The organism is Pseudomonas sp. fls2-241-R2A-110, from assembly GCF_030209165.1.
In the GTDB taxonomy this organism is placed as follows: domain Bacteria; phylum Pseudomonadota; class Gammaproteobacteria; order Pseudomonadales; family Pseudomonadaceae; genus Aquipseudomonas.
Map to the genome: position 1 here is coordinate 1 of NZ_JARVSN010000005.1, position 19,389 is coordinate 19,389.

At 58.6% G+C, this 19,389-nt stretch carries 19 protein-coding genes and 1 pseudogene; 6 read left to right on the forward strand and 14 right to left on the reverse strand.

Features of this window, described 5'->3' with window-relative positions; genetic code table 11:
- Positions 1-46: 46 nt before the first annotated feature.
- Positions 47-211 (forward strand): annotated as a pseudogene (locus QRN31_RS02370) (DUF2892 domain-containing protein); the annotation flags it as partial.
- Positions 212-305: 94 nt separating this feature from the next.
- On the opposite strand, the gene QRN31_RS02375 reads toward QRN31_RS02370, so the two are convergent.
- Together QRN31_RS02375 and QRN31_RS02380 are read right to left on the reverse strand one after the other, a co-directional pair.
- Positions 306-1,535, reverse strand: a complete 1,230-nt coding sequence (locus tag QRN31_RS02375) for a hypothetical protein (protein WP_285429970.1) — start codon at positions 1,533-1,535, stop codon at positions 306-308.
- Between the two features lie 36 nt (positions 1,536-1,571).
- Positions 1,572-2,021 (reverse strand): YcgN family cysteine cluster protein, encoded by a 450-nt coding sequence (locus tag QRN31_RS02380; protein ID WP_007898698.1) that lies wholly within the window; start codon positions 2,019-2,021, stop codon positions 1,572-1,574.
- A 277-nt stretch (positions 2,022-2,298) separates the two neighbouring features.
- Here QRN31_RS02380 and QRN31_RS02385 point away from each other — a divergent pair, with 277 nt between their 5' ends.
- On the forward strand, positions 2,299-2,892 hold the full coding sequence (locus QRN31_RS02385) for a nitroreductase family protein (protein WP_285429973.1): 594 nt from the start codon (positions 2,299-2,301) through the stop codon (positions 2,890-2,892).
- Between the two features lie 141 nt (positions 2,893-3,033).
- Here QRN31_RS02385 and QRN31_RS02390 read toward each other — a convergent pair whose 3' ends face one another.
- The 6 genes from QRN31_RS02390 to QRN31_RS02415 all read right to left on the reverse strand — a co-directional run bounded on the left by QRN31_RS02390 (position 3,034) and on the right by QRN31_RS02415 (position 9,577).
- On the reverse strand, positions 3,034-3,966 hold the full coding sequence (locus QRN31_RS02390; protein WP_285429975.1) for a D-2-hydroxyacid dehydrogenase: 933 nt from the start codon (positions 3,964-3,966) through the stop codon (positions 3,034-3,036).
- A gap of 121 nt (positions 3,967-4,087) precedes the next feature.
- Positions 4,088-4,381, reverse strand: coding sequence for a YcgL domain-containing protein (locus QRN31_RS02395; protein ID WP_007898694.1), 294 nt, complete (start codon positions 4,379-4,381; stop codon positions 4,088-4,090).
- The gene (gene rnd, locus QRN31_RS02400) at positions 4,378-5,511 is read right to left on the reverse strand and encodes a ribonuclease D (RefSeq protein ID WP_222590190.1); all 1,134 of its coding nucleotides are present in this window, start codon (positions 5,509-5,511) and stop codon (positions 4,378-4,380) included. The genes QRN31_RS02395 and rnd overlap by 4 nt, the downstream gene beginning before the upstream one ends.
- A gap of 123 nt (positions 5,512-5,634) precedes the next feature.
- On the reverse strand, positions 5,635-6,297 hold the full coding sequence (locus tag QRN31_RS02405; RefSeq protein WP_285429978.1) for a class I SAM-dependent methyltransferase: 663 nt from the start codon (positions 6,295-6,297) through the stop codon (positions 5,635-5,637).
- A gap of 71 nt (positions 6,298-6,368) precedes the next feature.
- On the reverse strand, positions 6,369-8,015 hold the full coding sequence (locus QRN31_RS02410; protein ID WP_285429980.1) for a phosphoethanolamine transferase: 1,647 nt from the start codon (positions 8,013-8,015) through the stop codon (positions 6,369-6,371).
- Between the two features lie 179 nt (positions 8,016-8,194).
- Positions 8,195-9,577, reverse strand: a complete 1,383-nt coding sequence (locus QRN31_RS02415) for a glutamine synthetase family protein (protein ID WP_285429981.1) — start codon at positions 9,575-9,577, stop codon at positions 8,195-8,197.
- A gap of 515 nt (positions 9,578-10,092) precedes the next feature.
- On the opposite strand from QRN31_RS02415, the gene QRN31_RS02420 reads away from it, so the two are divergent.
- Together QRN31_RS02420 and QRN31_RS02425 are read left to right on the forward strand one after the other, a co-directional pair.
- On the forward strand, positions 10,093-11,277 hold the full coding sequence (locus QRN31_RS02420; RefSeq protein ID WP_285429983.1) for a cyanate transporter: 1,185 nt from the start codon (positions 10,093-10,095) through the stop codon (positions 11,275-11,277).
- 178 nt (positions 11,278-11,455) lie between these two features.
- On the forward strand, positions 11,456-12,391 hold the full coding sequence (locus QRN31_RS02425; protein WP_285429985.1) for a LysR family transcriptional regulator: 936 nt from the start codon (positions 11,456-11,458) through the stop codon (positions 12,389-12,391).
- A 3-nt stretch (positions 12,392-12,394) separates the two neighbouring features.
- On the opposite strand, the gene QRN31_RS02430 is transcribed toward QRN31_RS02425, so the two are convergent.
- Positions 12,395-12,760: a 5-carboxymethyl-2-hydroxymuconate Delta-isomerase gene (locus QRN31_RS02430; protein WP_285429987.1), complete on the reverse strand. Its 366-nt coding sequence runs from the start codon at positions 12,758-12,760 to the stop codon at positions 12,395-12,397.
- 214 nt (positions 12,761-12,974) lie between these two features.
- Here QRN31_RS02430 and QRN31_RS02435 point away from each other — a divergent pair, with 214 nt between their 5' ends.
- Positions 12,975-13,679 carry a ribonuclease T2 family protein gene (locus tag QRN31_RS02435; protein WP_285429988.1) on the forward strand — a complete coding sequence of 235 codons (705 nt, stop codon included), beginning with the start codon at positions 12,975-12,977 and terminating at the stop codon, positions 13,677-13,679.
- Between the two features lie 48 nt (positions 13,680-13,727).
- Here the strand turns inward: QRN31_RS02435 and QRN31_RS02440 are convergent, their stop codons facing one another.
- The 5 genes from QRN31_RS02440 to QRN31_RS02460 form a co-directional block, all read right to left on the reverse strand.
- Positions 13,728-14,648: a LysR substrate-binding domain-containing protein gene (locus tag QRN31_RS02440; RefSeq protein ID WP_285429989.1), complete on the reverse strand. Its 921-nt coding sequence runs from the start codon at positions 14,646-14,648 to the stop codon at positions 13,728-13,730.
- Positions 14,649-14,720: 72 nt separating this feature from the next.
- Positions 14,721-16,844, reverse strand: a complete 2,124-nt coding sequence (locus QRN31_RS02445) for a DUF6311 domain-containing protein (protein WP_285429990.1) — start codon at positions 16,842-16,844, stop codon at positions 14,721-14,723.
- The gene (locus QRN31_RS02450; RefSeq protein ID WP_285429991.1) at positions 16,841-17,227 is read right to left on the reverse strand and encodes a GtrA family protein; all 387 of its coding nucleotides are present in this window, start codon (positions 17,225-17,227) and stop codon (positions 16,841-16,843) included. Before QRN31_RS02450 ends, QRN31_RS02445 begins: the two co-directional genes overlap by 4 nt.
- Complete coding sequence (locus tag QRN31_RS02455) at positions 17,224-17,934, reverse strand: class I SAM-dependent methyltransferase (protein ID WP_285429992.1); 711 nt, start codon at positions 17,932-17,934, stop codon at positions 17,224-17,226. The genes QRN31_RS02450 and QRN31_RS02455 overlap by 4 nt, the downstream gene beginning before the upstream one ends.
- Positions 17,935-17,937: 3 nt before the next feature.
- A complete protein-coding gene (locus tag QRN31_RS02460) occupies positions 17,938-18,906 on the reverse strand; it encodes a glycosyltransferase family 2 protein (RefSeq protein WP_285429993.1) in 969 nt (322 codons plus the stop codon).
- Positions 18,907-19,182: 276 nt separating this feature from the next.
- On the opposite strand from QRN31_RS02460, the gene QRN31_RS02465 reads away from it, so the two are divergent.
- Entirely contained in the window at positions 19,183-19,374 is a 192-nt protein-coding gene (locus QRN31_RS02465; protein ID WP_090181275.1) for a YegP family protein, read from the forward strand.
- Positions 19,375-19,389 lie beyond the last annotated feature (15 nt).

Consider the following 19,389-nt stretch of genomic DNA (forward strand, 5'->3'; position numbering starts at 1 on the left):
CACCCCCCTGATCAGAAGCCAGAAGGTGTAAACCTTATTCAGGACGAGACACCTGCTGGAAAAAAGCCGTCAGGACATGAACAACGTGCGGGCAAAGATCCAGCGGGCCGGGGAAGAACTGAACCAGTTGAAGGCCAATGCCGAAGCGGCGACCAAAACCGCTACCGTGACCGCGAACGATTCGTTGAAATCGCCTAAATCCGGGGTTTGATCTGGAAGTTGTACTGAGGCTCAGGGCCCCATCGCGAGCAGACTCGCTCCCACATTGGTCTTATGTAGGAGCGAGCCTGCTCGCGATGGCGGTGTTACTGAAGTAACTCGGTATCAAGGACTTTGGAGGACTCGCCGATCACACTGTCGGCAAGCTGGACGAATGCCTTGGTGTCCACACGTCCCAGGTGCATCGCCCCGCGCAATACATCATCCAGCGAGCGCTTGTTGCGGGTTTTCAAGCGAATCTCGCGATCCAGTTCCTGCAGCAACAGCACCGCTTTCGACACCTGCGCCGGGTTAATCTGCTCGCCACGTAATGTCGTGACGTTCTGGCCGTCCCTGGCCAGTTTCTTCTGCAAACCCTCATACCGCTCATCACTCATGCCGCCGGCGCGACGCACCAGTTCGATGGCGTAATACTCGGCAAACCCTTCACTGATCCAGTCGCTGCGCTGCTGATCGTTGATCCGCCCGAACACCTGCGCCAACTCCCGCACCACAGCACTGGTGCCACTTTCGCTCACCAACGGCAGGCGTGAGTTCAGGTAGATCGATTCGTGTGCGCCCAGACTGCCGCGCCACATCGGGTCGTTGGCGCCGACGATCAGCAGCTTGGTCGGGTGGCGGGGATACACAGCCTGCACTTGCGGCCAGACAAACGTCAGCAAGGTCAGCACGTCCATGCGGCGCATACCCTGCCCCCTGGGCGAGGCCACGGTGACTTCGGTTTCCCCAAGCCGGGTGCGACGGCTGCCCAAGTGGCCGGCAAGCATCCAGCCCGTGGGCCGGTCGAACAGTCGAGAGACGTTATCCACGCGGAATTTGTTCTTGCCGACTCGCGGCCACGCGGTCTCGACGCTTTTCCAGCCGTTGGGCAATTCGAATTCAAGGCGTGAAACCAGCTCGATGCCGTCCTGCTGATCGAGTTTGGCGGGCGGCACCAGGTCGTCGCCTCGCATCAGCGCCCAGGTCGGGGTCATGCGGGTGTCGAAGCTGCCGTTCTTGCGCCCGTGGCTGATGCGCACGCGATAGCTCAGGCTGGCCTTGTCCGCGGTGGGACGCCAGACACCGCGCGTCTGTTTGCCCGGGGTGAGTTGCCATTGGCCATCGGCCTTGAAGTCGCTGTAAAGACTGCCATCGCCCAGGTCAAAATCCAGGCTGCGCACCGCGGAGCCCCGAGCCAAGGTGAGACGCACCTCAGCCTGATCGCTTTGCGGCAACAGGCGCACGTGGTAGTCCAGATCGACCTTCTTCGCCGCCCACACCGACGAACTCAGGAGCAACAGCCCAACGGTCAACGCCCGGCGCAATCCCACAGCCATACACACTCCTTCGTGACACGTTAAAACCGACAGCGCTTAACCCGCCCGGAAGATCAGATGATCTTCCCAGTCATCTTCGGCCACACTGCCTTCGGCAAGCATGCGCCCGGACTGGGAAATACGTTCGTGGTGCACCGCATCGCGATCACCGCACACCAGGTGATGCCAAAGCGGCAGGTCCTTGCCTTCGCTGACCAGGCGATAGCCGCAGGTCGGCGGCAGCCATTTGAACTCGTCAGCCTTGCCCGGCGTGAGCTGGATGCAATCAGGCACAAAGTCGCGCCGGTTTGGGTAATCGGTGCACTGACAGGTTTTCAGGTCCAGCAATTTGCAGGCGATACGTGTGTAATAGACGGAGTTATCGTCTTCATCTTCGAGCTTTTGCAGGCAGCACAGGCCACAGCCATCGCACAGCGATTCCCATTCCTCTTGATCGAGTTGATCGAGGGTTTTGCGTATCCAGAACGGTTCGACTTTGGCGGCCATGGCTCAAGCATCAATATCAGGTGGTGAAAAGGCCGCCAGTCTAGTGCCAAGGCCCCTGCGGGCCAAGCATTGGCGACTGCCGGTAGAACGGGCTTGTCAGTTTTTGCGCCGCCACGTAGCTTTGCCAGTCGCAAGGAGCCATGCCCGGATGCCATTAACGCTCAACCGCGTTGCATTCAGGTGAACTGCCGGCTCTCGACAAACCTTAACGCCCAGCTCAACTGCGCCCGCAGGTTTCAGACGACCCTCACTTTCAAACGTTGCAAGGAATCTCTTGATGAGTGCAAATCCACGCGTTGCCGACTATGCGATCCATCCTCAGTTCACCGATCGCTGGTCGCCCCGCGCCTTCACCGGCGAAACCATTCCCGAAGAAACCCTGCTGAGCTTTTTCGAAGCGGCACGCTGGGCGCCTTCGGCCTACAACTCGCAACCTTGGCGATTCCTGTACGCGCGCCGCGACACGCCAAACTGGGAGCGTTATCTGGGTCTGCTGAACGAATTCAACCGTTCCTGGGCACAACACGCCTCGGCGCTGGTGATCGTGATCTCGAAAACCACCTTCACGGCCCCGGGTGCCACCGAAGAAACCCCGGCCCTGTGGCACACCTTCGACACTGGGTCGGCATGGGGCCATCTGGCGCTGCAAGCAAGCATCAGCGGCTGGCACACCCACGGCATGGCCGGTTTCGATCAGGAACTGACCCGCAAGGAGCTGAACATCCCTGAAGGTTATGCGCTGCACGCAGCGGTTGCGGTGGGCAAACTGGGCGACAAGGCGACGCTCGCCGATTACCTGCAAGCCCGTGAAGAGCCAAGCCCGCGCCGTCCGCTGAGCGAGCTGGCGGCAGAAGGCGATTTCACCCTCTAAGTCGCCACTGCAAAACCAATGTGGGAGCGAGCTTGCTCGCGATGAGGCCGTCATGCTCAACATCAATGTTGACTGACACACCGCCATCGCGAGCAAGCTCGCTCCCACAGGGTTTGCACACTATTTGAGTGAGCGGTGGTTTCAATACCCGCGATTGAAATCCACTTCCCCGCGCAGCGCTTCACCCGCCTGATACGCCCGCAAGTTTTCCAGGAACAGATTGACCATCATCGGCGGCGACGTCGGCGCGGAACTGTGCCCGGTGAGCAACAAGCCCCAGGCGGTCCAGAATGGATGGCGCTGTGGCAGCGGCTCCTGACGGCAGACGTCGATCACCGCGCCCGCCAGGTGCCCTTCTTTCAAGGCCTCCACCAGGTCCGCATCGACCACCGCCACACCGCGCCCGACGTTGATGAACACGCCGGTCGGCTTGAACTGCTTGAACAGTGCCGCATCGTACAAGTCATGGGTATTGGGGGTGTTCGGCAGCAGGTTGATCACGTAATCGACTTCACCGACCAGACGCGGCAAATCCGCCAGCGCGCCGACTTCGACAAACGGCGCCTGCTCGCGGGCTTCGCTGGCGATGCCGTACAACTCGACGCCAAACGGCAGCAAGAACTGCGCGACGGTGCGGCCGATGTCGCCGGTGCCGACGATCAACACTTTGCGTCCCGCCAGGCTTTGCCCGTGACGGCTGTCCCACTTGCGCTCGACCTGGCTGACCAGACGCGGCAGCACTTCGCGCTCGTGGCCGAGCATGTAGGTCAGCACGTATTCGGCCATGACCTGGCCGAAAATCCCCACGGCACGCGTCAGGCGATAGTGGCGCGGCAAGCCATCGGCCAGCAACGGCGTGATGCCCGCCCAGGTCGATTGCAGCCATTGCGGCTGATGGCCCTGACGCAGCAGAGTGGCCAGCAGGTCCGGCTGGCCGAGCCAGATCGGGCAGTCGGCGGCCTGGCGGGCCAGTTCGGCGGAGTCACCGCTGGTCAGCACTTCCAGCTCAGGCGCGGCCTGACGCAGCAATTGGGCATAAACAGGGTGATCGTGTTCAGCAATCAGAACGCGCATGGTTCAAACCTTTCAAAAACAGTGCACACGGCCACCGACGGAGAATTCCCCCATCGTCCTGGCCATTGCCAAAAATTATTCCAGTTTTTCACACAGACGCTGAACAGCGCCTGTCTGCGGCTCACATCGGGTCGTTGCGTCGCAGCAACTCTTCCGGCAAGTGTTCGATGTATTCGTCTTCCGCCGGCGGCATTTGCAGGTGGTAACCCTGCTTCTCGAGGTTTTCCAGGACCACGGTGATGTCCTCGCGCGACAGTTTGCGCTCGGGGGTCAATACCAGGTCGAAAGCATGATGGGGTTTGCCGAAAGCGGCCATCAGACTTTCCGGGACGCGCTCCAGTGCATCGCTTTTGAGCACATAGAGGTACATCTCGTTTTTCTTCAGGCTTCGGTAGATGGAGCAAATACGTTTCAAGGCTGTTCTCCGGCGGTGGCCAGGCTGTCGAGCAGCGCCTGGCCCATCAATTCGCGGCGCCAGCCACGCAGCGAATCAGGCAATTGGTAGGGACCGTTGGGATAGCCGCTCTTGAGCAGCGCTTCCAGGGTTTTCTTGCGCAGCATCAGCTCCGGCGCAATGTTCAGGCGCTCTGCTTCAGCCTGGCCGATCGCTCGCAGCTGTTTGACCAGCGCGGCAGCGTCCACCGGCAACGGCTCCGGCACCGCAGGCGGCCATTGATCAGGCGACACACTGCCAGAGCGCTTGATCAGATCAAGCAGAAATTCGCCGTCCTGACGCACGGTACGCGGGTGCATGTCTTCGATTTTCGCCAACGCTGCGAGGTTGTCCGGCTGAGTGCGCGCCAACGGCCACAGCGAATGCTCACGCACGATGCGATTGCGCGGCAAATCACGGGCGCGAGCCTCACGCTCACGCCAGGCGCAGAGTTCACGCAATACGGCCAGTTGGGCGCGGGACAGCTTCCAGGCCAGCTTGGCTTCGCGATAGACCTCGTAAGGGTCGACCTCGCGGCGCAGGTTGGCGACCAGCTCAGCGCCGTCTTCCAGGACCCAGGCGTATTTGTCGTCAGAAAGCTTCGGACGAAGCTGTACGAAAACTTCCGCCAGGTGTAAGGCATCTTCGGCGGCGTAGCTGATTTGAGTGTCGGAAAGCGGACGTTGCAGCCAATCGGAACGGGTCTCGCCCTTGGGCAGGTCGATGCCGAGCACCTCTTGTACCAACCGTGAGTACCCCATGGAGAAACCGAGGTTCAAGTAAGCGGCGGCCAGTTGGGTATCGAACAGCGGCGTCGGCAGACTGCCGGTCAGGCGCAACAAGACTTCGAGGTCTTCACTGCACGCATGGACGACTTTGACCACCGCCGGGTTTTCCAGCAATGCGGCCAGAGGCTGCCAGTTGTCGATGGTCAGCGGGTCGATCAGGTAAGCGCGTACGCCATCGCCAATCTGCAGCAGGCCTGCGATCGGGTAAAAGGTGTCGACCCGCATGAATTCGGTGTCGAGGGCAACGAACGGCAGTTGCTGCCACTCGGCGCAAAACTGACCGAGGCTTTCGTTGTCGCGAATCCAGTGAATATCGATGGCCACACGGCTCTCCCTTGAAGAATGGCGCGCAGTATATATCGCCCCCGGCGATTTCCGCGCATCCACTGAACAAGAGCTTTAGCGAAAAGGCCTGCCAGACGGCAAGAAATGTCTGACAAATGGAGGCTAACCTGCCTTACGCAAAACATAGACGCGCGTCCGTGCGCAGCCCGGCAGGAAATCCTGATGGCTGAGCAAGCAGAATCCCGCACGCTTGAACTCGGCTTCGACTTCGGCCTTGCTGGCCAGATACTGGGGCTGAGCACCCGCCGCGCCTGAACGCTGGAGCTTGAAATGCGCATCGACCCGTACCGCCACAATCACCGTGTCGCGGCTGACCCGATGGAATTCCTTGAGCATGGCCAACCGATGTTCGGAGCTATCGATGTCTTGAAACAGATGCATGCAAAAAATGCAGTCGACCGCATTCTCTGGCAAGCCAATGTCGAAGGCCGAGCTTTGAAAAGTCTTGATCCGTTTGAGCAGACTCTGCGGATGGTGGGTCTGGGCGTGATTGAGCATGTCCTGCGACGGATCGGAGGCGAGGATCACGCGGTTCGCGTGCTCGGCCAACACTGGCCAGAAACGTCCGGCACCGCAAGCCACATCCAGAATCAAGCCTGGCTCGCCGGCGACCTTGAGCGCGCTGCGCACCAACTGCTCATCGCGCCAGAACGCCCAGCGACCCGCCAAGCCACGTGGTCGCGGCTGAAGACAGACGCGAGTGTGTTCCTGGTCGTAGCGCCGGGCGAACTCAAGCTCAATGGCTGATGGAGGTTGCGCAGACATGTGCAATGACTCTTGTTGGAGGAACTACAGGCCGCTGGTTAGCGGCCGGTGCGTAAAAAAGGTCGATACACTCACTTTTTAGCCAACACGCCGTCGGCCACCCCACGGCAACCCGCGAACATATCCAGCCCCTTGTCGTAGACCTTGCTGTTGACTGCCAGCAAGCCCAGCATCGAATGGAACAGGTTGTCCTGGCTCAACGGTTTGTCACGACTCTGTTGCAGGCACTGGGTGTCGACCGAGAACGACTTTTGATAGTTGTCGGAGAACCACGCCAGCATGGCTACGTGCTTCTGTTGTTCCGGCGCCAGCATGTACGGCGTGCCATGCAGGTACAGGTTGTATTCGCCAAGCGACTCGCCATGATCCGACAGGTAAAGCATTGCGGTGTCCACTTTGCCCTGGTTTTTGCGCAGTAGATCAATCAGGGTCGACAGTACGTGGTCGGTGTAGACCAGCGTGTTGTCATAGCCGTTGACGATACTGTCGCGACTGCAATTGTTCAGCGCATTACTTTCACAGACCGGCGTGAAGCGTTCGAACTCCTTCGGATAGCGCTTGAAGTATTCAGGACCGTGGCTGCCCATCTGGTGCAAGACCAGAACCGTGTCTTTATTCAGGTTATCGATGAACTGCTGCATACCTTGCAGGAGTATTTCGTCGCGGCATTCGCTGTCGGCGCACAACACCGGGTCCTTCAGATTGCTGACGTCATCAAGGGTGACCCTGTCGCACGTGCCTTTGCAGCCTGACTGATTGTCACGCCAGATCACGTCCAGACCGGCACGTTTGAGCACGTCCAACAGGCCCTCTTCATTCTTCGCCTTGCTGGCGTCGTAGTCCTTGCGGTTCATGTCCGAGAACATGCACGGCACCGAGACGGCCGTTTCCGTGCCGCAGGAGTGCACGTCGGTATAGGCAATCAGGCCGGCTTCTTTATTCAGTTTGGGTGTGGTGTCGCGGGAATAACCGAGGATGCCGAAGTTCTCGGCCCGGGCACTTTCGCCAACGACCAATACCGTCAGGGATTTACGGCCATGGGCCTGCCATGAAGCATCGCGTTGGGCATCTTCACCGATTTTCAAGAAGGGCTGTCGCGCGGAGACAACTTGCTCACGCAAATAACCGAACGAGGCACCGATGTAGTTGCTGGGCACCACCATCAGTCGCAGTTCATGGTGATTGCGAAACAGCGAGGACAAGCCTTGATAGTTGACCAGCGCGACACCTCCGATCACCGCAACCGAGGCGACAGTCACCAGCGCCTTACTCAACAGTTCACGGTGCCAGCGACGATAATTGACCGGCGTTTTCCACAATAACCATGAAGGTAAAACACCGAGCAACACAATATAGGCCAGCAACTTCAACGACAGTAAGTCACGCACTTCGGTCGCGTTGGTTTGTGCAAAGTTACGTAGCATGCCGGTGTCAATCAGCACGCCATATTGGCTCATGAAATACGCAACCCCGGCGCTGATCATGAACATCAATATCAACACCGGCTTCATCACGCGCCGGAACGCCAGCAACGTCAGCACAATGTTGAAGGCAGCCAGAACCATCGCGCCGAACGCGACGCGCATGACAAGACCCTTGCCATCGGATTCGGTGATTTCAAACAGGTGCTGCCAAAGGACTAAATTAAAGCCGGCTAGCAAGAAGGCACTGGCAATCAGTGTCACCCACTCGGGGCGCACGGGTTTGATTTTCAACATAATGATCGGCGGGTCCTGAAGAGAAGCGCCTTCGGCCAATGTGAAAAATTCATTGACCGAGGCGTCACTAACTGTAACCAGTCAACCATCAATTTTTTGTGAAAATCAAGCAATCGAATAGTTGGCTCAAGAATTCAACCCATTACTGCCTGTTTATTTGCGAAGGGTTCAGCCTTCGTTCAGGCCTGATGCAGATACCAGCGCCAGTCCTGCTCCCCTACCTCGCCCATGAACTGCCGGTATTCTGCGCGTTTCACCGCCAGGTACACGCCAAGGAATTCGTCGCCGAACGCCTCACGCGCCCAGGTCGACCCTTCCAGCGCGCGCAATGTGGTCAGCCAATCGGTCGGCAACAATTTCGTGGCCTGGGCGTATCCATTGCCCTGAACCGGTGCGCCAGGGTCGAGTTGCTCGCGAATACCGCGATGAATGCCGGCCAGGATCGCCGCGGCCGCCAGATACGGGTTGGCGTCGGCGCCACAGATGCGGTGTTCGATGTGCCGGGAGAATGCCGGCCCACCAGGCACGCGCAAACTCACGGTGCGGTTGTCCACGCCCCACGTGGCCGCGAGCGGCGCGTAACTGTTGGTCTGGAATCGACGGTAGGAATTGGCGTTCGGGCAGAACAGCAATAATGAATCGAGCAATGTGCCAAGCATGCCGCCCACCGCGTGTCTGAGCAGCGGCGTGCCGTCAGGGGCGTCGCTGGCGAACAGGTTGTTGCCCTCTTTGTCCGCGAGACTGACGTGCATGTGCATGCCGGTGCCCGCCAGATCATCGAACGGTTTGGCCATGAAGCAGGCCGTCATGCCGTGTTTGTGCGCCACGCCCTTGACCAGCCGTTTGTAGCGCACTGCTTCGTCCATCGCCTGCAGGGCGTCGGTGCGGTGTTCGAGAGTGATTTCCACCTGCCCCGGCGCGTATTCGGAAATCGCCGTGCGCGCCGGAATGCCCTGCAGTTTGCAGGCGCTGTAGAGGTCAGCCAGGAACGGCTCGATCTGCTCCAGCTCACGTAATCCGTAGACTTGAGTGCCGCGCGGCCGGCCGCCGTCGACATCCCGTGCCGGCTGCGGCCGACCGTTGCTGTCGCGCTGCTGATCCAGCAAATAAAACTCCAGCTCCGCCGCCATGACTGGGTAATAGCCGTCGGCCTGCAAGCCTTCGATCACTTTCGCCAGCAAATGTCGGGGGTCGGCAATCGTCGCGGGCAGGCCTTCCTTCGGGTGCATGCTGACCTGAACCGCCGCCGTAGGCATCAACCGCCAGGGCATGCGTGTCAGGCTGCCGCTGATCGGGTACGCCCGGCAATCGATATCGCCGACGTCCCAGACCAGGCCGGAGTTCTCGACGTCATCGCCATTGATGGTCAAGCCCAGGATGGTGCTCGGCAATGGCCGCCCGCTTTGGTAGACCGCCAACAGTTCATCCCGGTGCAACAACTTGCCCCGGGGCACGCCGTTGTTGTCGAGGATGAATAGCTCGAACATCTCGATATCCGGGTTCTGTTCGAGAAAGCTCAGGGCTTCTTGCTGGGGAGCGAAGGAATTCGTGGCACAACTCATGGGGATTCTCTTTTTCCGCGTCAGGCGAACGCGCAGGCGTCGCCGGTAAGATCCCGGCGCACAGCGCGGGACCCGTAGGAACAATCAACGGGAAAGGCAGGAATCCGGTGGACGCGCGTGACGACAGTGCCACAGCGCCCAGAAGGCTAATTCGGAGGGAAGTGCGACGGGACAACCGTCCATAGAGAGAACCGAAGAAAACAGATGAGTCGCAGCCTCACACGGCAGCTCAGGTCGTTAAATCGGGATTTGAAGAACTTTGGGTGCAGCTTGGCTAAACATTCAATTCCCAAATCACCCCAAATCCCCTGTGGGAGCGAGCCTGCTCGCGATTGCGGACTGACATTCAACATTAATGGCGACTGATACACCGTAATCGCGAGCAGGCTCGCTCCCACAGGGGAGTTGTGGCACGGCCTGGTTATTTAATTTTTAAATACATCCAAGGATTTTCTGATTTGCCGCCTTCAGGCCTCGCGCGCTTAATCGGCACCTGATTATCCAAGGTCCGATTGATGGAAAACGTTCGCGCCACTGCCCGCCCTGCCCTCTGGCTGATGGTCAGCATCATTCTCGTCGCCCTGAACCTGCGCCCCTCGATGGCTGCTGTCGGGCCGTTGCTGTCGTCCATTCGCGCAGACATCCCGTTGAGTTTCAGCCTGGCCTCGCTGCTGACGATGCTGCCGGTCATGGCGATGGGGCTGGCAATGTTCTTCGGCCTGAGGGTCAGTCAACAGCTCGGGGAACAGCGCACCGTGGTGATCTCGCTGGTGATCATTGGCCTGGCCACGGTGTCGCGACTGTTCGTCGACTCAGCTGTCGAACTGATCCTCAGCGCCATGCTCGCCGGCATTGGCATTGCACTGATCCAGGCACTGATGCCGGCGCTGATCAAATCCCGTTTCAGCGACAACGTCGCCGTGTGCATGGGGCTCTACGTGACGTCGATCATGGGTGGCGCGGCGATGGCGGCATCGTTTGCCCCGCTGGCGATGACCCGCACCGGCAGTTGGCGTGTGGGGCTGGCCATCTGGGCGGCACTGGCGGTGGTCGCGTTGCTGTTCTGGGCGGCGGGACGATCGGGAACGCCGACACGCAATGCGCCAGCGCCACGCAAGGAATCTTTCTTCGCCAATTCCCGCGCCTGGTTGCTCGCGATCTTCTTCGGCTTGGGCACTGCGTCCTACACCTGTGTGTTGGCCTGGCTGGCACCGTACTACGTTGAAAAAGGCTGGAGCGAACAAGACGCCGGTTTGTTGCTGGGCTTTTTGACGGCCATGGAAGTGGTGTCCGGGCTGATCACTCCGGCCATCGCCAACCGCAGCCGCGACCGGCGCCGGGTGCTGGTGGTGTTACTGGCGCTGATCATCGCCGGTTTCTGCGGGCTGATTCTCGGCCCGCTGCACTTGAGCTTGCTGTGGCCGTGCCTGTTGGGACTGGGCATTGGCGGACTGTTCCCGATGAGCCTGATTGTGTCGCTGGACCATCTCGACAACCCGCAACGCGCCGGCGGACTCACAGCCTTCGTACAAGGCATCGGCTACCTGATCGCCGGCCTCTCGCCCCTGATGGCCGGGATGGTCCGCGATCGACTGGGCAGCTTCGAATGGGCCTGGTGGTGCCTGACCGGCGTCATGGCGCTGATGATCCTGATAGTGTTGCGCTTCAATCCGCGACATTACGCCCGGCACATCCACTGACGCGGAATACACTATGGGACCTTCGGTAACATCGCGTAAGTCGTGTTCGGAACATTTTCTGTCCCACAACTGACTGTGAAACTTCCTACGGGGCATTCTCCTGGCACCATCGTTCCGTTAGGATCTTTCGCACAAGTTTGCGCACTGTCAGCGCAAGGAGCACAGCGAGACAGAACGGATGCTGAACAGTAACTTGCTAAGAAAGCTCGACATGCAGGACCTCATGGTGTTTGTCGCCGTGTATGAGCAAAGCAGCGTCACCAGTGTGTCAGAGGCGCTTTGCGTCAGTCAGTCCACCGTCAGTTACTGCCTGAAAAAACTGCGGACCAGTTTTGAAGACGAGTTGTTCATCAACACCCGCACGGGCATGCGCCCCACCTACAAAGCCGGCACCATGTACGCACATGTGCTGAAAATCCTCGAAAGCATCAACTTGTGCCATGCCGGCGCCCAGACGTTTGACCCGACCTTGCAACCGGTGACGTTCAACCTCTGCGCACCGGAATATTTCGAGCAGTTGATCCTGCCACGGCTGTTGAAAAGCTTTGATTTCGCCGACCTGCCGGTGATGGTCAACATGCACAAGTTCGAAACCGACATCCCGGCTGAAGAATTGCGCGAGGGTAGCCTCGACCTGGTGATTTGCTTCGGTCCCCACTTTCATCGAAGCCACAGTGACTTCAAATCCCGACAACTGCTGGAAGATGATCTGGTCTGCGTCTTCGACAAACGCGCTACGCCACTGCAGCCGCGTTTAAGCTTGCAAGCTTTTGTCGAGCGTCGGCATGTGTTCCCCACCCCGTGGACCTCCACAACCAACATGGTCGACGGCTGGCTGGCACAACAGGCGCACAAACGGCAGATTGTCGCGCGCGCCAACAGCTACAGCGCGGCACTGAAGATGATCACCGGCACCGACTTCATCCTGACCCTGCCCCGCCGTGTCCAGCAATTGCTGGCCAACGAGGCGATTTTCAATCACTGCGAAGCGCCCAACGGCTTGCCGGGATTCACCCTGGACATGCTGTGGAGCCAAGGCGCCGATCAGGACAGCGCCAATACATGGCTGCGCGAGCAAGTGATCAAGGCCTGTGCCGAGCAGGAAATGGCCTGAAACTCAGTGGCCGATGGCCGTCTTGGTGTAGGACTCTCGATCGATGTCGAGGATCTCCACGCACACCTGGACTTCAACATCGGTCGGCCATTCACACAGGTCCTGGACCACGGCCAGCAGACTTTCGGACAACTGCTTTTTGATCTGCGGCGAGCGACCGCTCAACAACGCCAGCTTCACATGCACGAATGCCCGCTCGGCCAATGCGGTCCCGACCTTGAACGTCTCGACCTTCACGGCGCGACTCTTGATGTCGAACTCCGCAGCAAACTGACCGGAACCCACCAACGTATTGTTGAGCCGGATCAACGCCAGGTCGGCATTCAGTCCGGGCAGGTTGGCGGTGTATTCCATGTGCAGGTGGGGCATGGTTTGGCTCCTGATTGAATTGCAGTACTCCAAAAGGACGACGATAACCGTACATCCAATTGGAATTCCCAAAGACCCGTAATGTACTAGGGTTTCTGGATCAGGTCTGAAATTTAGAAGTGCGCAGTTAATTGATCATGACGCTGAACCTGCAAGCGTCCTCTCAAGCAGTGAGGAGGTAACCCGAAACCTACGACATCAAGGATCGAACACGATGAAACGTCTTTACGCCTCAATGGCCCTCTCTGTTATCTCTCTCTGTGCACACGCTCTGGACCAAGGTGAAGAAAGCCTGGAGGGAGCACCTAGCGCTCAATTTGACTACCGCGCATATGCTGTCACTTGGCAACCAACGTTCTGCCTATTGAATCCAACCACTGCAGGTTGCGACAAACCAAAAAACGTCTTTAACACCCACGGTATCTGGCCCTATTACAAGAGCACCGACCAATCGGCGAATCGTCACCCTTCTTTCTGCACCAAGTCAGTCGGGTGTGATCAGGCCGGGGCCGTTTGCGAGCTCACCGACAAGGACCAGAAGCAGGCACAGGCCTACCCCGATTTTTCTGAAATGGTCACCGAGTCACCCGAAAGCCTGATGAAACATGAATGGAAAAAACATGGCACTTGCTATGGCACCAGCCAGATTCAATATTTCGAGGACTTTGTGAATTTGCGCAGCGTGGTCAAATACAATCAGGCGTTCAACCAATATCAGGGTAAATCCCTGGGTCTGGACAATTTGAAATCACTGTTTCCAGCCAATACCTCTTTTCGTTGCGCCAACCACAAGGGCAAACAATATTTATTCGAAGTGTTCTTTCTGATTGATCGTCAGGGCCAGCCTTACACCGAGGACCGAAACCTGCAAATCGGCGAAAAGTGTCAGTCAAAGGAAATCCACATTCCGATGGTTTGATCACACGCCTCTCCGTCCGAATGAATCATCGCCCTTACTTGACGAGTTTCAGAGAGGCGACTCATGGCGCTCACTCATGAACGCCTCCAGCCTCGAACGCAACCAGCGTTCGGCCGGGTCGGTATCGACGTGGCTGAGCCAGACCATCGACAGGTCCAGCGTCGGGGTCTTGAACGGAAAGGGTTCTTTGAACAACTGACCGGACGCGGCCATCGCCTCGGCGGCGTAATCCGGCAGGCTGGCGATCAGGTCGGTGCCGGCAAGCAAAGCCGGCAGCGAGCTGTATTGCGGCACCGAAAGCACGACCTGACGCGTGCGGCCAATCTCCGCCAGCCATTCATCGGCGTAGCCACTGATATTGGCCGTGTGTGACACCAATACGTGTGGCCGTGCGCAATATTCATCGAGGGTCAGCGGCGTGTCGGACGCATCGGCGCGCAAAATGTACGGCTGGATGTGCCGCAACAGCTTGCGCTTGGCATTGGCCGGCAAGCCGCGGGTCTGGCTGATACCGACGGTGATGTCGCCGGACGCCAGCAAGTCGGGAATACGCCAGTAATCGACATGCTGAACCACGAACACCACCTTGGGCGCCTCCTGGCGCAAGGCCCGTAGCAGCGGTGGCAGCAGGCCGAACTCGACGTCGTCCGACAAACCGATGCGAAAGGTCATGGTGCTGCTGGCCGGGTCGAAGTCATGGGTCAGGCTCAACGCCACCGACAATGAATCCAGCGCCGGCGACAAGTGCAGGATGATTTCCTCAGCCCGCGCCGTCGGTTCCATGCGATGACCGACCCGAATGAACAGCGGATCGTTGAACATCGTGCGCAAACGGTTGAGTGCCGCACTGATGGTCGGCTGGCCAAGAAACAGCTTCTCTGCCACCCGCGTCACATTGCGTTCTAGCATCAACGTTTCAAACACCACCATCAGGTTGATGTCAGCCTTGCGCAGTTCATTGCGATTCATTCGTTGTCCCCGGTCCCTGATACTTGGGGCAGTGTAGAAAGGCCCGAGGAAGGCGTCTACGTGCAGCCCCCCTTAATTGACCGTCAACGTCTTCAAGCCGAGCGCCAGTTGCCGAACGTCCGGACCGAGCCCGAACTGTTTTGGGCTGACGGCATCAGCGAACTGCATTTGCAGCCTCAAGACGCCCTGACTCGATACTCGCTCTTGCATCTCGGCCGTGAGGGGAATCTCGATGAGGTTGCCATCGGCCTGCTCAAGTTGGGCGGTGATGGCCGGCATGTCATTGATGCTAATGAAGACACGCTGACGCTCGTGGCCAGGGGGTAGAAACGCCGTGGCTTCCAGACGCAGCGAATGCACGGGCGCCAGAACCCGGAACATCACTTCGGCGTCCGGACTTTTCGACCAGGTGCCCCAGGGTTCGGTCTCGGACCAGCCCTTGGCCAGCAGCGCGCCACCCGGGCTGGCGTCATTGAACAGCGTTTTTTGTCCGGGCTCGATAGCGGGAACCAGCTCCAGCGGATCGATCTGCGAGGCCGCCTGCAAGCACGTGCCACACTGTTTCCACCCCGGAGCCAGCACTGTGAAGCCGTCAATCCTGGCGAAGAGGTCCTTTTGGGTATCGACGTTTCTCACCGACTGGATCAGCGCACGCTCGTCGAGCAGGTACAACGAGTCGGCGTCATACTTGCCCGACGCCATGGCCCGAGCCGTTTCCTGCTCGGATTCAATCCAGCTGGCGGTGTCCATCCGGCCAAGGTAAACGGCATTCGTCGCCAGGCCATGGGCACCGGCAAAATCGGCCACCGCCATCCACTTCGGGGACAGGTTCTGCGGAACAATCCAGCGAATCTTGCGGTAATGGGCCGCAGCGCTTTCCCAGAACGGATCGACCATGGGCGATGCCCATTTCGACGCCGGCGCCACCATCAATTGCTTGCGAACCCCTACCCAGCCGGCATGGGTGTCCAGCACTTGGATCAGCAGCGCCAGTGACAGCAGACTCAAGGCTGTGCGCGGCGTGTTGGCGCGAATCACCAGGAAAATGATGGCGATGATGATTGCGTAGTACACCGGCCAGAACATTCGTCCTGAAGCCCTGAAAATATTGGCCACCGAGATCACCCACGCTGGCAGTGGATAGGTCCATTCGAGTGAGCCGAGCGCCACATTATTCGAGATCGAGAACAGGCTCAGCCCCACCAGCGTCGCGAGCAAAATGGGTCGATGCCCCAGTCGCCGAGCAAAACCGGTGTTGCCTTGAAGCAGACCCACCAGCGCACAAATCCCCAGGGTGATCAGCCCGAGCCCCAGAAAGAGAAACCCCTCACCGTCACCGTAGCCTTGAACACCGGGTATATCTTTCAGGATGTAGGACCACTGACCAGACCAATTGCCCGGATCGAACAGTGACAGCAGGTTCATGGCGTACATGCCAAAACCATCCGAAACCGCGCCGCCGCCTACTGAAAAATAGCCCGCCTGCCAGCAACAGAAACTGACCAGTGAAAACAGCCCGATCAATTCGATGGCCGCAGACTGTAACGTCAGTTTTTTCCTGAAGTAGCCGGCTGCGAGGTCTGCGATCCAGATCGCGGCAACCATTGCCAGAAAGTACGCATGGACCAACGCAGCCACCGCCAGCAATGAGCCCCAAGCCAATCGTCGACGGCGCAATTGCGGATGCAGGCCCAGGTACAACGAGGCCAGCACCAGAAAATGCCCGCCCAGGGACAAATGGAACGGCAGGCGCATGAGCATCGGCGGAGCAAAGAGAAACAACGCGGTACTCACGGCGCGCACAGCCACATGAGAGGTCATCAGCCCCACCACTTTCCACGCGAACCAAGCCTGCAAAACGAAGCACGCCAGGAACCACAGGCCGAAATACTGGAAAGGCGTCGGTAAAATCGAGGCGAACGGTTTAAACACAAAGGCCAGCAGCGGATTGGAATCAGAAAAGATGATGCCGTTGCCCAACTCCAGTCCGTAGGAAGGGTTAAGTCCTATCGGAAAAGTCCACGGCGACTGCCGGAAAAAAACCCACCCCAGGTAATGCGTCGCCGGGTCTCCGTTGCCCAGCCACGCAATGTTCTGCGGATTGAGCGGCCGAGGTCCGATGACAATGAAAAAGGCCATGACACCGATCAACAATGGCAACAGGTTGATCGCCAGGCGTTTGACTGAGTCGGTCATCGGTACGTCCAGAAGTTATGCAATACAAAGGTGAAGGCCGGAATGGTCAGCGCCACCGCGCAAATACCCAGCAAATAATGCAAACCAGCCATTTGCGCGGCCCAGGCCACCAGCATCGCCAGGAGAAAACCGGCGCCCGATACCATCATGAAACGCAGCAACGTTCGGCCGTGCAGCCGCGCGGAAAAGCTCCAGGTGGTATTGATCAGGTAGGACACCACGGTCGCCACGGCAAATGCGACGCCATTGGCAATGGGCGGTAATGGCGCTACATAGTTGATGAACAACACGGCCACCAGCGCATGCAAAGCCGTGACGAACAACCCGGTCACGGCAAAACGCAGCCCGCGCTGGATCAAGGCGGATCTTTCGGCTGACGTCACGGCTTTTGCGCCAGGACAAACACCGTCAACCCGGCCAGGCGATTCGCGCCCATGAACGGCAGCTCGACGCTGCACAGCGTCTTCAACATCGTATTCACCAGTGGATGGTGCTGCTTGAGTTGCGAGCGCGGTGGCGACGGTTGTGCACCTTTGGGCAACAAGCGCAGGGCAGCCGCGATCGGGAACACCAGGCCGAAGTAGTAGGTGCCCTGCTTCACGGTCAAACCGGTATTGCGCACAACCGCTTCCAGTTGCGCAAGGGTATAGCGACGCTTGTGTTCGAGAAAGTCGTCGTGCCCGCTCCAGAGAAACTGAAACGCCGGCACTGTTATCAGGAAACGGCTGCCGGACGGCACCTTATCTACATAGGCCTTGAGGAGTCCGACGTCGTTATCGACATGCTCCAGCACGTCCATCAGTAACACCAGATCGGCGTCCACTGCGTCGATACTGCGACGGTAATGCACCGGTTTACCGCCGGTTGTGGCGTCGGAATCGGCGTCATAGCTGATGTCCACGCACCACGCCTCACTCGCCGATGAATGAGTCAGCAGATGCCGGGAAAAGAACCCCGAACCGGCGCCCACGTCGAGAATTCGTTTGTACGGCGTAGTGCCCAGCAACCGCATGGTCGCTGCGGCCTTGGAGGCGTAATACCAATGCTGATCGATGCTTGAACCGAGGATGTCGGTTTCCTTGAGATCCATGGTTCAGTCCTTGGGATCATAGACACGCCGTACCAGATATACCGGCCGACGTTTTGACTCGATGTAGGTTCGCCCCAGGTATTCACCCAGCACCCCGATGCCGATCAATTGCAGGCCGCCCAGAAAAGTGACGGCAACCATCAGCGAGGCATAACCCGGCAGATCAACCCCGGAGATCAGGGTGCGCAGCACAATAAAGATGGCGAACGAAAAAGAGATCAGTGAAACGAACAGCCCCAGATACGTCCAGATGCGCAGTGGCTCCGTGCTGAAACTGGTGATGCCCTCCAGGGCGAAATTCCACAAGCGCCAACCGTTGAACTTGGTCGTCCCAGCCACACGTTCTGGTCGCTCATAGTCCACGCAAGTGCTGCGAAACCCGACCCAGGCGAACAGGCCTTTCATGAATCGCCGCGACTCCGGTAACGTTTGCAAGGCATCGACCACGCAACGGTCCATCAGCCGGAAATCACCGACGTTTTCCGGCAGGTGTTGTTCGGCAATTCTGTTGTGCAGACGGTAAAACCAGTTGGCCGAGGTTTGCTTGGCCCAGGAGTCGGTCTTGCGACTCACACGGTGGCCCAGCACCACTTCATAGCCTTCGCGCCAACGGGCGATCATTTCGAGGATGACTTCGGGTGGATCTTGCAAATCGGCATCGATCGGCACCACGGCCTGGCCAGTCGCCGTCTGCAAACCGGCGGTCAAGGCCGCTTCCTTGCCGAAATTGCGACTCAGGTCGACGATACGAATGCGCGAGTCGCTCTTCTGTCGCTCCAGCAGCACCTCCAGCGTTGCATCAGTGCTGCCGTCATTGACGAACACGATCTCCAGCGCGATCAGCGCCTGATCCTTGAAGACGTCAGTGATCCGCGCGATGAATACATCAAGCGTCGCGGCTTCATTGAAGACCGGGATGACGAGCGAAAGCGCCAAAGGCCCGGTCAGTTGCGGTCCGTGCTGATGAGTCAATTGATTGCTCTTTTTTATAGTGATTTTTCTACAATCCGGGGTCGACGGCAGATGTTCGACACCGAGAGCCGAATCGTATTAAGCAGGACCGGGAGTGGTGATGCAAGGGCGAAACTGCGGGGGTTCTGGCCATTCATTCATGGCCGGTTACGCCGTAGGAAAAGCCTTCAAACTATTGGAAACACATGCCTGTTGGCCAAAAAATCCTGCTCCGCTAGGCTTGCTTCGATGCGCCACACAGGTTGTCGCAATAACCCATCGCATGGAGCGAGCAGTATGTATTTCGAGATTTACAGACAATCCAAAGGCACCCCTAGCACCGGAAAAGGCCAATGGCGCTGGCGCCTGAGGGCCGGGAATCACGAGACGATCGCCAGTGGCGAATCGTATGTGAACAAGGCCGATTGCCTGCACGTCATCGGGTTGATCAAGGGGGTTGAGTGTGAAACGCCGGTGAAAGAAATCTAAGGTTGAATTCACTGG

Coding starts and splice junctions, on each gene's coding strand:
- QRN31_RS02375 (WP_285429970.1), bottom strand. CDS start 1,535: ATGGCTGTGGGATTGCGCCGGGCGTTGACCGTTGGGCTGTTGCTCCTG.
- QRN31_RS02380 (WP_007898698.1), bottom strand. CDS start 2,021: ATGGCCGCCAAAGTCGAACCGTTCTGGATACGCAAAACCCTCGATCAA.
- QRN31_RS02385 (WP_285429973.1), top strand. CDS start 2,299: ATGAGTGCAAATCCACGCGTTGCCGACTATGCGATCCATCCTCAGTTC.
- QRN31_RS02390 (WP_285429975.1), bottom strand. CDS start 3,966: ATGCGCGTTCTGATTGCTGAACACGATCACCCTGTTTATGCCCAATTG.
- QRN31_RS02405 (WP_285429978.1), bottom strand. CDS start 6,297: ATGTCTGCGCAACCTCCATCAGCCATTGAGCTTGAGTTCGCCCGGCGC.
- QRN31_RS02410 (WP_285429980.1), bottom strand. CDS start 8,015: ATGTTGAAAATCAAACCCGTGCGCCCCGAGTGGGTGACACTGATTGCC.
- QRN31_RS02415 (WP_285429981.1), bottom strand. CDS start 9,577: ATGAGTTGTGCCACGAATTCCTTCGCTCCCCAGCAAGAAGCCCTGAGC.
- QRN31_RS02420 (WP_285429983.1), top strand. CDS start 10,093: ATGGAAAACGTTCGCGCCACTGCCCGCCCTGCCCTCTGGCTGATGGTC.
- QRN31_RS02425 (WP_285429985.1), top strand. CDS start 11,456: ATGCTGAACAGTAACTTGCTAAGAAAGCTCGACATGCAGGACCTCATG.
- QRN31_RS02430 (WP_285429987.1), bottom strand. CDS start 12,760: ATGCCCCACCTGCACATGGAATACACCGCCAACCTGCCCGGACTGAAT.
- QRN31_RS02435 (WP_285429988.1), top strand. CDS start 12,975: ATGAAACGTCTTTACGCCTCAATGGCCCTCTCTGTTATCTCTCTCTGT.
- QRN31_RS02440 (WP_285429989.1), bottom strand. CDS start 14,648: ATGAATCGCAATGAACTGCGCAAGGCTGACATCAACCTGATGGTGGTG.
- QRN31_RS02445 (WP_285429990.1), bottom strand. CDS start 16,844: ATGACCGACTCAGTCAAACGCCTGGCGATCAACCTGTTGCCATTGTTG.
- QRN31_RS02455 (WP_285429992.1), bottom strand. CDS start 17,934: ATGGATCTCAAGGAAACCGACATCCTCGGTTCAAGCATCGATCAGCAT.
- QRN31_RS02465 (WP_090181275.1), top strand. CDS start 19,183: ATGTATTTCGAGATTTACAGACAATCCAAAGGCACCCCTAGCACCGGA.